The sequence below is a fragment of the Sphaerisporangium sp. NPDC049002 genome, from assembly GCF_040649355.1.
Lineage (GTDB): Bacteria > Actinomycetota > Actinomycetes > Streptosporangiales > Streptosporangiaceae > Sphaerisporangium.
In genome coordinates this window covers 21212-32464 of sequence record NZ_JBEZFH010000020.1, presented here as the reverse complement: position 1 = coordinate 32464, position 11253 = coordinate 21212, and the positions used below count along the sequence as shown (strand labels likewise).

The window sequence follows — 11253 nt, the reverse complement described above, 5'->3', positions numbered from 1 at the left end:
CCAGCGGAGCCGCGGGCACGAACGTCAGCGAGGTGCGGCCGGCGTCGAGGGAGGCGGTGCCGGCGACGCTGGCCAGGGCGCGGGTCACGCTACGGGTACGGCTTGGCCCTGGAACCGATGTGATCCCCATGAACACGCCACAATGGGTTGAATAAGTCCATAAGTGGGGGGATGGAGGGGGAGCCATGTCGAACCCGGTGCCGTTGCGGCCGGGCGACCCGGTACGGGTGGGGAGCTACGAGCTCACCGCTCGGCTCGGGGAGGGCGGTCAGGGGGTCGTGTACCTGGGCCGCTCGCCGGCGGGCGCCACCGTCGCCGTCAAGGTGCTCCGCTCCGACCTCGCCCAGAACGAGGAGGCGCTCGCCAGGTTCGTCCGGGAGGTCTCCACCGCCGTACGGGTCGCGACGTTCTGCACCGCGCAGGTGATCGAGACGGGCGTGGCCGACCAGCGGCCGTTCATCGTCAGCGAGTACATCGACGGTCCGACCCTCGACGAGGTCGTCGAGCGCGACGGGCCCCGCCAGGGCGCGGCCCTGCACCGGCTGGCGATCGGCACCGTGACGGCGCTGGTCGCGATCCACCAGGCCGGCATCGTCCACCGCGACTTCAAGCCCTCCAACGTCCTGCTGGGCACGGACGGGCCGCGCGTCATCGACTTCGGCATCGCCAAGGCGCTGGACAAGAGTTCCACGCTCACCTCGATGGTCGTGGGCACGCCCGCGTACATGACCCCGGAGCAGCTCGCCGGGGAGCAGGCGGGCCCGCCCGCCGACCTGTTCGCCTGGGCGGGCACGATGGTGTTCGCCGCCACCGGCGGCGCGCCCTTCGGCACCGACAGCCTCCCGGCCATCTTCCACCGCGTCATGAGCCTCGAACCCGATCTCAGCTCGCTGGACGAGCCGCTCAGGGGCATCGTGGCCGCGTGCCTGGCCAAGGACCCGGCCGCGCGGCCCTCGGCGGGCGAGGTGCTCATGCGCCTGCTCGGGCACGGCACCGGCGCGGCCCCGGCTGTCGCGATCATGGCGGAGGGATCGGCCATGGCGCAGGGGGAGCCCACGCGCAGGTGGCGGGCCGACCCCGCCCAGGGCCAGGCGCAGCCCCAGCCCCAGGGCCAGGGCCAGGGGCAGGGGCAGGGCCAAGGGCAGGTTCAGGGACCGGGACGGGGGCAGGTTCACGGGCGGGGACCGGTTCAGGGGCAGGGGTGGCAGGCGCCCGCGCCGTACGCCGGGCCGCAGCCCCCGGCCTCGTCCCAGCCCCCGCCACCCTCGCCGCCGTATCCGGGACAGGGGTACGCCTCGCGGCCGTACCCCGGGCAGCCGCTTCCGAGCTGGCAGACCACCGGCACGCCGCCACCCCCCGCGTGGGCGGGCGACGCGCGGACGACCGGACCGGGCGGCGCCGAGGCCACCGAGCCCGGCGGGCGCCAGGGGAGCCGGGGGAGCCGGGTGCCCCTCATCACCGCCGCGGTGGCCGCGGGGGTGCTGGCGCTCGGCGGAGGCGGGTACCTGGTCGTCCAGTCGATGGCCGATGACTCACGGGGCTCCTCGAACGCCGGCGCGACCGATCCGGCGGGAAGCTCCGGCGAGCCCGTGAGCGAGACGTCGTCCCCGGGGTCCAGGCCGTCGGGCACAGCGGGGACGCCCTCGGCCGCGGGGACGCCCTCGACCCCCACGGCTACGGCCTCGGCCGGGGCGACCCCGCCCGCCGCGACCCGGAGTATCGACCTGCCGGGAAGCTCGATCACGATCCACGAGAACGACGCGGACCCGATCAAGCTGACGTACTACAGCCTGGACTACGGCAAGCGGGTCTACCTCAGGGGCGTGGGGAAGAACTCCTTCGCCCGGACCAAGAAGTACTTCGAGTACACGGTCAGCGGCGACGGCCGCCAGGCGGTGGGCACCGACACCGTCTACACCAAGGACAGCTACTCCACGGTCTCCCTCGTCGACCGGGCGACCGGCAGGTCCACGACGATCAGGATGGCCGAGGCGCCGGTCTACCCGACCTTCCCCCAGTGGTCCCCGGACGGCACGAAGGTGCTGGTCACCCTCAACGAGGCCGTCGACGACACCAGCAGGGGCTACGGCTACGCGATCATCGACGTCGCGAGCCGTAAGGCCAAGGTCGTCCACGTGAAGGAGAAGGACGTCGGCCGCTGGAGCTACTTCTGGCGCGGCGACAGCAGGGCCGTCGGCACGTGGGCACTCAAGGGGAAGACCCAGCGCATCAGGTTCTACGACGTCAACGGGACCGTGCTGTCGACGCTGCTCGACGTCGGCGCCCCGCTGACCGTGGACGGCGACGACGTGTCGCCGTCCGGGACGCAGTTCATGACTTCCTGCGACGGGTCGATCGACCTGATCTGCGTCTGGACCACGGACGGCCAGGCGAGGGCCCGCGTCCCCTTCCCGACCGACCGGCTCATCGGCTGGTACGACGACCAGCACATCGCGGGATGGCGGAAGAAGGGCGAGGACTACGAGGCCGTGGTCATCGACTTCCAGGGCAACGCGACGCGCGTGCTGGCGACGGCCAAGGCGGGGGAGTACAAGAAACAGTACCTGCGCTACACCCGGGGGACCTGAGATTGGTCAAGTTCCGGCCGTCCCCGGAGGGGGCGCGCCGGTGCGGAGCTCCCCCGATGGTGGCATGTCCCCATGATCAAGCTGAGTGTGGTGCCGGCGGCCACCGCCATCGCCGCCGTCCTCCTGGGAGCGCAGGCGGGCCCGGCGCTCGCGGTCTCCGGCACCTCCGCGAGTGCGCCCGCCTCCCTGACGAGGGGATCCGCGCCGGCGGCGCAGCGGGAAGCCGGGACCGACCCGACGGAACTCACCGTCGTCGGGCGCGGAAGCGTCCAGACGATCCCGGACGTGATGCACCTCAACGTCGGCGTGGAGGCGCGCAGGACGAAGGCCGGGGAGGCGTTCGCGGCCGTGCAGAGGGGCGCCGCCAAGCTGACGGAGGTGCTCCTGGCCGCGGGGGTGGCCAGGTCCGACATGCGCACCAACGACCTCTCCCTCGGGACCGAGTACGACAAGTACCCGAAGGTGGTGGGCTTCCGTGCCTCCCAGGGCGTGGAGGCGCTGATCCGCGACCTGTCCAAGGCCGACGCGATCGTCGACGCGGTGGCGGCGGTCGGCGAGGACGTGCGGCTGAACGGCATATCGTTCGAGGTCTCGAAGACGGCGGCGCTGGTGAGGGCGGCGCGGGCCAAGGCGTACAAGGACGCGCGGGACAAGGCCAATCAGTACGCGACCATGACCGGCCGGGGCCTCGGCCGCATCGTGAAGATGGAGGAGGAGGGCGACACGTCCCCGTCCCGCTTCGCGCTGGCCGAGAAGGCCTCCATCAACCCCGGGCACGGATCGGTCACCATCGCCGTCCGCGTGGTGTACGAGCTGACCTAGCCGGGCGTCCCGGCCGGTGCGCGCCGGCCCGGCCGGGCGATGCGGCACCCGGCCGGGCTTCGGCGGTCTACGGGCTCAGGGAAGGGCGAGCATCCGGTCGAGGGCGACCTTGGCCCAGTGCGTGGTCTCGGGGTCGACGGTGATCTGGTTCACGACGTCGCCCTCGACGAGCGACTCCAGGGCCCAGACCAGGTGCGGCAGGTCGATGCGGTTCATCGTGGAGCAGTAGCAGACCGTCCGGTCGAGGAAGGTCACGGTCTTGTCCGGGTGCCGGGCGGCCAGCCGCTTGACCAGGTTCAGCTCGGTGCCGACGGCCCAGGAGGACCCGGCCGGGGCCTCGTCCAGCATCTTGATGATGTACTCCGTCGAGCCGACGTGGTCGGCCTTGGTGACGACCTCGTACCGGCACTCGGGGTGGACCAGCACGTTGACGCCGGGCACGCGCTCACGGACCTCGTCCACGCACTCGGCGGTGAACCGGCCGTGTACCGAGCAGTGCCCACGCCAGAGAATCACCTTCGCGTCCCTGAGCTGCTGATCTGTGAGGCCGCCGTTGGGGCGGTGCGGGTTGTAGACCACGCAGTCGGAAAGGGAGAAGCCCATCTCCAGGACCGCCGTGTTGCGGCCGAGGTGCTGGTCGGGCAGGAACAGGACCTTCCTGTCCCCGGCCTGCTTCGCGGGCCCCTCGGGGCTCTGGTCGAACGCCCAGGTCAGGGCGCGGCGGGCGTTGGAGGAGGTGCACACCGCGCCCCCGTTGCGCCCGCAGAACGCCTTGATGTCGGCCGAGGAGTTCATGTACGTGATCGGCACCGTGATGTCGGCGATTCCCAGGTCCGTCAGGACGTCCCACGCCTCCTCGACCTGGTCGAAGGTGGCCATGTCGGCCATCGAGCATCCCGCGGCGAGATCGGGGAGCACGACCCGCTGGGCGTCGCCGGTCAGGATGTCCGCCGACTCGGCCATGAAGTGGACCCCGCAGAAGACGATGTACTCGGCCTCCGGACGGGCCGCCGCCTCGCGGGCGAGCTTGAAGGAGTCTCCGGTCACGTCGGCGAACTGGATGACCTCGTCGCGCTGGTAGTGGTGCCCGAGCACGAACAGCCTGTCGCCCAGGGCGGCCTTGGCCCTGACCGCACGCGCCACCAGATCCGGGTCGGAGGCCGGGGGCAGCTCGCCGGGGCAGTCGACGCCGCGTTCGCTGTGCGTGTCGGTGCCCTGGCCGAGCACGAAGAGCGGGAGGCCGGTCTCGGTAGTCGTCACGGCTGAAACACCTCTTAGGGGACTTATCGTCTAGTTGACGACTAACACTACACACGAGCGGCGGCCGCTATTCCCGGGGGGGTCGGGGAGACCGTACGGTGAGACAGGAATGTGTAGCGGCGCCCAGCTGTTGGTAGCGTCTAACTGAGACCTCAGAACAAGGCCTCCGTCCCCGAGGGGCGTAGGGGCAGACGGGGAGTCAACAAATGACGGTTGAGAGCAGCGAGACCACGCAGCAGGGCCTGGTCCTGACCGACGCGGCCGCGTCCAAGGTGCGCAGCCTGCTGGAGCAGCAGGGCGAAGAGGGCCTGCAGCTGCGCGTCGCGGTGCAGCCTGGCGGCTGCTCGGGCCTGCGCTACCAGCTCTTCTTCGATGACCGCTCGATGGACGGGGACGTCGTCTCCGACTTCGGCGGCGTCAGCGTCGTCACCGACCGCATGAGCGCTCCGTACCTCACGGGAGCGACCGTGGACTTCGTGGACACCATCGAGAAGCAGGGCTTCACGATCGACAACCCGAACGCCACGGGTTCCTGCGCCTGCGGCGACTCGTTCAACTAGGAGCGCCGGTCGGCACCCCGTCCGTGGATCACCCCACGAGGCGGGGTGTCGTCATGCCCGGACTCACCATCCGGCACGCACGCCGTCCGCTCGCCTCACGGGTGGGCGGCGATGCCACTTGGGCGTCCTAGGGGGGTGCCGTCATCGTCACAGGTGACAATGGTCACTCCTCGCCGCCCGACAGATCGCCGGCCCGTCGTGGAGATCATCGAGGGCCTATCCTCCAGCCTGCGGCCCATTCCGGTGCCGTATTCTTGGCGGTCCCGCCGAGGCTGACAACGAGGAGAATGACCCCGTGCGCATCGCCGTCACCGGCTCCATCGCCACCGATCATCTGATGACCTTCCCGGGCAGTTTCGGGGACCAGCTCATCGCCGATCAGCTCGACCGAGTATCGCTGTCCTTTCTCGTCGACGACCTGCAGGTCCGGCGCGGAGGCATCGCCGCCAACATCTCCTTCGGCATGGGCTGTCTCGGCCTCTCGCCGATCCTGGTGGGCGCGGTCGGCTCCGACTTCGCCGACTACCGTTCCTGGCTTGAGCGCCATGGTGTCGACTGCTCCTCGGTGCACATCTCGGAGCTGCATCACACCGCCCGGTTCCTGTGCACCACCGATGAGCACCACAACCAGATCGCCTCGTTCTACACCGGGGCGATGGCCGAGGCCCGCGAGATCGAGCTGCAGCCGATCTCCGAGCGCGTGGGCGGCCTCGACCTGGTCCTGATCAGCCCGAACGACCCCGCCGCCATGGTGCGCCACACCGAGGAGTGCCGCCAGCGCGGCATCCCGTTCGCGGCCGACCCCTCCCAGCAGCTCGCCCGCATGGGCGGCGACGAGATCAGGTCGCTCATCGAGGGCGCCGCCTACCTGTTCACGAACGACTACGAGAAGGCGCTCGTCGAGCAGAAGACCGGCTGGTCCGACGAGGATGTGCTGTCCCGCGTCGGAGTGCGGGTGACCACCCTCGGGCCCAAGGGGGCCCGCATCGACCGCGCGGGGGAGCCGGCCCTGCACATCGCCCCGACCCCCGAGCTCGGCAAGGTCGACCCGACCGGCGTCGGCGACGCCTTCCGCGCGGGCTTCCTGTCGGGGCTCGTCTGGGGCCTGCCCCTGGAGCGCTGCGGCCAGCTCGGCAACCTCACCGCCACCCACGTCCTGGAGCACGTCGGCTGCCAGGAGTACCAGCTCGGCAGGCAGGGCTTCCTCGACCGGTTCGCGGCCGCCTACGGCACCGACGCCGCCGGCGAGGTCGAGCCGCACATCCGGTGCCTGTACTCCTGATCGCCTCTGTCCCTGTAACGGCCTGTACGGGCCTGTACGGGCCGTATGGGACTCTTCAACGGCTGATCCCTGAACCCGCTGGGAACGCTCCGGCGGGCAGGGGTCAGTAGTTGCGCCTCACGTGGATGGCCCAGCCGCCCCCGGGCAGCTCGTAGCTCGCCACGTGGTGGTGGGACTTCAGCCTGCACCAGGCGGGTACGTCGGTGAAGGCGGCCGGGTCGTCGGCGAGCACGGCCACCGTCGCGTTGAGCGGCACCTCGTTGATGCGCTCGGCCAGCATGATGATGGGAATGGGGCACTTGCGCCCGAGGGCGTCGATCGTCAGGGCGGCGGGCGGCTGGACCGTCTCCTGCGCCGCCTGCTCGGGCGCGGGCTTCCGCCGGCCGGTCATCACGATGTCACCCCTACGCTCTCGCGGATACGCCGGACGACGCCGGGCAGGACGGACAGGAAGCGGTCGACCTCCGCGCCGGACGCGCCCCTGGGCAGGGACACCCTGACGTTCCCATGTGTGAGCACTCCCATCGCCTCCAGCACGTGCGATGGCCGTAGCGTACTCGCCGTGCACGAACTGCCGGAAGATACGGCAAAACCGGCCCTGTCCAACTCCGTCAATATTGCCTCACCAGCCACGTAAAGGCACGAGAACGTGACGATGTGGGGCGCTCGCAGTGTGGGTTCGCCCACGACCTCCACATCAGGGACCAGCCGGGGCACCTCTTCGCGGACGCGGTCCACCAGCGCCGACAGCCGCGCGTTCTCCTCCTCGGCCCCGGCGACCGCCGCCCGCAGCGCCGCGACGGCCGCGACGGCGGCCGGGACGTTCTCGAAACCGGGCACCCTGCGCCGCTCGCGCTCGTCCTCCGGCAGCGGGGAGCGCCACCGGGTGCCCTTGCGCACGGCAAGCAGCCCCACCCCGGCGGGACCGCCCCATTTGTGGGCGCTCGCGGCCAGCACCGACCATCCGGCAGGGACGGGAAGCCGCCCCACCGTCTGGGCCGCGTCCACCAGCAGCGGCACCCCGGAGGACCGGCACGCCTCGGCCGCCTCCTCGACGGGCTGCAGGGTGCCGACCTCGTGGTTGGCGGTCTGCAGGCAGGCGAGCGCCGTGCCCTCCCGCGCGACGGCGGCGGCGAACTCGGCGGGATCGACCCTGCCGGTGAGGCCGACGCCGACGAGCTCGACGGTGCCCCCCTCGCGCTGGTGCGCGGCCGCGGCCGAAAGGACGCTGGAGTGCTCGATGGCGCCGGTGACCAGACGCCGTCCTGCCCGCCGCCGGCCCAGCAGCGTCCCGAGCACCCCCAGGTGGACGGCCTGCGTGCCGGAGGAGGTGAAGGACACCTCGTCCGGCCGGGCGCCGATCACCTCGGCGGCCTCGGCGCGCGCCTGTTCGAGCAGCAGGCGGGCCCGCCGCGCGGAGCCGTACAGGCGCGAGGGGTCGGCGCCGCCCGCGTCGAGGGTCGCGATCAGCGCCTCACGAGCGGTGGGGTGCAGTGGTTCGGTCGATGCCGCGTCGAAGTACGCCACGCGTTCATGGTCGCACCCTTGCCGGACGGCGGTCCGCCTGGGCCGACGCCGGCGGGAGGATCCCGGCAACGGCTCAAACACGTTAACGGGGGCTGGGAAGGAGGGCGGCCCCAGTGCGCGCTAATGTGTCCCCCAGCGTGACGTGAGACAACTAAGAGCGCGAATCTCGTGAATCTGGAAACGATCGCCCAGGAGGGGGACTCTTGGGCTTTATCTGTGGGGTAGGCGATCCGTGAGTCCGACCCGCCGTTCTATACGGCGTCCGTTGGCCCGTCGCAGGGTGCCACGCGCCGTCGCTTTGGCGGCGCTGATGGTCTCCCTGACGGCGTGTGATGGCGTAGGTACGTGGTCTCGTGCCGGCATGCCGGAAGGCGTCACCAAGGAGGCCGGCATCATCCAGAGTCTCTGGAACGGTGCCTGGATCGCCTCCCTTGCCGTCGGTGTCGTCGTCTGGGGCCTGATCCTGTGGGCCTGCGCGTTCCACCGCAAGCGCAAGAACTCGACCGACGCCCTGCCGCCCCAGGTGCGGTACAACCTCCCGATCGAGATCCTCTACACCACGGTGCCGATCATCATGGTGGCGGTGTTCTTCTACTTCACCGCCCGTGACGAGAACGCCATCACCAAGGTGTCGGCGAACCCGGACGTGAAGGTCAAGGTCGAGGGCTTCCAGTGGAGCTGGCGCTTCACCAGCCAGTACGACGGCAAGGTCGTCAGCGTGGTCGGCACGCCGGCCCAGCGCCCCGTTCTGGTGCTGCCGGCGAACAAGAAGGTCCAGTTCGACCTCGTCTCGCCGGATGTGAACCACTCGTTCTGGGTTCCCGCGTTCCTGTTCAAGCGTGACGTCATCCCCGGCGTGAAGAACGTCTTCGAGATCCAGACGCTCGACAAGAGCGGAGAGTTCGCCGGACGCTGTGCCGAGCTCTGTGGCGTCGACCACAGCCGCATGCTCTTCACGGTGAAGCTCGTGCCCCAGGCCGAGTACGACCAGTACGTCAACAGTCAGGCGGGGAGTGCCCAGTGACCGCCATCAACGAGCCCTCGATCCAGGCGAGCATCGCCGCCCAGAGGCGCGCCCGCAAGGGCACGGTCATCGCCCGGTGGGCGTCCTCGACCGACCACAAGGTGATCGGGCACCTCTACCTGATCACCTCTTTCGTGTTCTTCCTGATCGGCGGCGTCATGGCGCTGATCATGCGTGCCGAGCTGGCCCAGCCCGGCCTGGAGTTCGTCAGCAACGAGCAGTTCAACCAGCTGTTCACCATGCACGGCACGATCATGCTGCTCATGTTCGCGACCCCGCTGTTCGCGGGCTTCGCCAACGAGCTCATGCCGCTGCAGATCGGCGCCCCCGACGTGGCGTTCCCCCGGCTGAACATGGTGAGCTACTGGCTCTACCTGTTCGGAAGCGTGATCGCCATCTCCGGGTTCTTCACCCCCGACGGCGCCGCGGCGTTCGGCTGGACCGCCTACACCCCGCTGTCGGACGCCGTCTCGTCCCCGGGCGTCGGCGGCGACCTGTGGATCATGGGTCTGTCGATGTCCGGCATCGGCACGATCCTCGGCGCGGTGAACTTCATCACCACGATCATCACCATGCGCGCCCCGGGCATGACGATGTTCCGCATGCCGATCTTCACCTGGAACATCCTGCTCACCAGCATCCTGGTGCTGCTGGCCTTCCCGGTGCTGGCCGCCGCGCTGCTCGCGCTGGAGGCCGACCGGCATCTGGGGGCCCACATCTTCGACTCGTCCACGGGCGGGGCGATGCTCTTCCAGCACCTGTTCTGGTTCTTCGGGCACCCCGAGGTGTACATCATCGCGCTGCCGTTCTTCGGCATCATCACCGAGGTGCTCCCGGTCTTCAGCCGCAAGCCGATCTTCGGCTACATCGGCCTCGTCGCCGCGACCATCTCCATCGCCGGCCTGTCGGCGGCGGTGTGGGCGCACCACATGTTCGTCACCGGCCAGGTGCTGCTGCCGTTCTTCTCGTTCATGACCTTCCTCATCGCGGTGCCGACCGGGGTGAAGTTCTTCAACTGGATCGGCACGATGTGGCGGGGCCACCTGTCGTTCGAGTCGCCGATGCTCTTCGCCGTCGGCTTCCTGGTCACGTTCCTGTTCGGCGGCCTGACCGGCATCATCCTGGCCTCGCCGCCGCTGGACTTCCAGGCGAGCGACTCCTACTTCGTGGTCGCGCACTTCCACTACGTCGTCTTCGGCACCGTGGTCTTCGCGATGTTCTCCGGCTTCTACTTCTGGTGGCCGAAGTTCACCGGCAGGATGCTCAACGACACACTGGGCAAGTGGCACTTCTGGACGCTGTTCATCGGCTTCCACACCACCTTCCTGGTGCAGCACTGGCTCGGCGTCGAGGGCTTCCCCCGTCGCTACGCCGACTACTCGCCGGCCGACGGCTTCACCGACCTGAACGTCGTCTCCTCGATCGGCGCGTTCATCCTTGGGGCCTCGACGCTGCCGTTCCTGTACAACGTGTGGCGTACGTGGCGCAGCGCTCCCAAGGTCACCGTGGACGACCCGTGGGGCTTCGGCAACTCCCTTGAGTGGGCGACGTCGTGCCCGCCCCCCCGGCACAACTTCACCAAGCTGCCGCGGATCCGGTCGGAGCGTCCCGCCTTCGACCTGCACAACCCGCACCGGCTGGCGCCGGTCGAGGAGCTGGAGGAGGCCCGATGAAGGTTCAGGGCTGGATGTTTCTGCTCTGCGGCGTCTTCTTCGGCGCGGTGGACCTCGTCTACTGGTTCTGGTCGAAGGAGCCGACCGGCACCACCGCGCTGGCCATCTCCGTGGGCCTCGCCCTGATGATCGGCTATTACCTGCTCTTCACCGCCCGCCGCATCGGCGAGCAGCCGGAGGACAGGAAGGACGCCGAGATCAGCGACGGCGCCGGCGAGCTGGGCTTCTTCAGCCCGTCGAGCTGGTGGCCGCTGTTCGTCTGCCTGGCGGCCGCGTTCATGGTCGTCGGATTCGTCATCGGCTGGTGGATGTTCCTCATCGGGGCTTTCGCGGTCATCATGGCCTCGATCGGCTTCGTCTTCCAGTACTACCGGGGTCACTTCTCGCACTGACCGGGACAGAGACCGGCGAGCGCCTCCGCGCCGGGCCGGCCTCCGCTCCGACCCCCTCCGCCGATCACGTCTGATCGCGCTCCGTACGGCCTGCCTCGCGGGCGACCTGCGGTTTCCTTCAAGGA

Annotated in this window: 10 protein-coding genes; 7 read left to right on the top strand and 3 right to left on the bottom strand. The window is 69.8% G+C overall.

Annotated elements, in window-relative coordinates; all coding sequences use genetic code 11:
* Positions 1-185 precede the first annotated feature (185 nt).
* Positions 186-2588: a protein kinase gene (locus AB0B89_RS07180; RefSeq protein ID WP_358549414.1), complete on the top strand. Its 2403-nt coding sequence runs from the start codon at positions 186-188 to the stop codon at positions 2586-2588.
* A 72-nt stretch (positions 2589-2660) separates the two neighbouring features.
* Positions 2661-3410 carry an SIMPL domain-containing protein gene (locus AB0B89_RS07175; protein ID WP_358549411.1) on the top strand — a complete coding sequence of 250 codons (750 nt, stop codon included), beginning with the start codon at positions 2661-2663 and terminating at the stop codon, positions 3408-3410.
* Positions 3411-3485: 75 nt separating this feature from the next.
* Here AB0B89_RS07175 and nadA read toward each other — a convergent pair whose 3' ends face one another.
* Positions 3486-4670, bottom strand: a complete 1185-nt coding sequence (gene nadA, locus AB0B89_RS07170; RefSeq protein ID WP_358549409.1) for a quinolinate synthase NadA — start codon at positions 4668-4670, stop codon at positions 3486-3488.
* 206 nt (positions 4671-4876) lie between these two features.
* Here nadA and erpA point away from each other — a divergent pair, with 206 nt between their 5' ends.
* Together erpA and AB0B89_RS07160 are read left to right on the top strand one after the other, a co-directional pair.
* The gene (gene erpA, locus AB0B89_RS07165) at positions 4877-5230 is read left to right on the top strand and encodes an iron-sulfur cluster insertion protein ErpA (protein WP_358549406.1); all 354 of its coding nucleotides are present in this window, start codon (positions 4877-4879) and stop codon (positions 5228-5230) included.
* Between the two features lie 295 nt (positions 5231-5525).
* Complete coding sequence (locus AB0B89_RS07160; protein ID WP_358549403.1) at positions 5526-6512, top strand: carbohydrate kinase family protein; 987 nt, start codon at positions 5526-5528, stop codon at positions 6510-6512.
* Positions 6513-6615: 103 nt separating this feature from the next.
* On the opposite strand, the gene AB0B89_RS07155 is transcribed toward AB0B89_RS07160, so the two are convergent.
* Both AB0B89_RS07155 and AB0B89_RS07150 read right to left on the bottom strand, forming a co-directional pair.
* On the bottom strand, positions 6616-6903 hold the full coding sequence (locus AB0B89_RS07155; RefSeq protein WP_358549400.1) for a sulfurtransferase TusA family protein: 288 nt from the start codon (positions 6901-6903) through the stop codon (positions 6616-6618).
* A complete protein-coding gene (locus tag AB0B89_RS07150; protein WP_358549398.1) occupies positions 6903-8039 on the bottom strand; it encodes an aminotransferase class V-fold PLP-dependent enzyme in 1137 nt (378 codons plus the stop codon). The genes AB0B89_RS07155 and AB0B89_RS07150 overlap by 1 nt, the downstream gene beginning before the upstream one ends.
* Positions 8040-8400: 361 nt before the next feature.
* Here AB0B89_RS07150 and coxB point away from each other — a divergent pair, with 361 nt between their 5' ends.
* From coxB to AB0B89_RS07135, 3 genes are read left to right on the top strand one after another with little or no spacing between them, the layout of a single operon-like run.
* Positions 8401-9063, top strand: coding sequence for a cytochrome c oxidase subunit II (gene coxB, locus AB0B89_RS07145; protein ID WP_358549395.1), 663 nt, complete (start codon positions 8401-8403; stop codon positions 9061-9063).
* Positions 9060-10736: a cytochrome c oxidase subunit I gene (ctaD, locus tag AB0B89_RS07140; protein ID WP_358549392.1), complete on the top strand. Its 1677-nt coding sequence runs from the start codon at positions 9060-9062 to the stop codon at positions 10734-10736. Before coxB ends, ctaD begins: the two co-directional genes overlap by 4 nt.
* On the top strand, positions 10733-11128 hold the full coding sequence (locus AB0B89_RS07135; protein WP_358549389.1) for a cytochrome c oxidase subunit 4: 396 nt from the start codon (positions 10733-10735) through the stop codon (positions 11126-11128). The genes ctaD and AB0B89_RS07135 overlap by 4 nt, the downstream gene beginning before the upstream one ends.
* Positions 11129-11253: the final 125 nt, after the last annotated feature.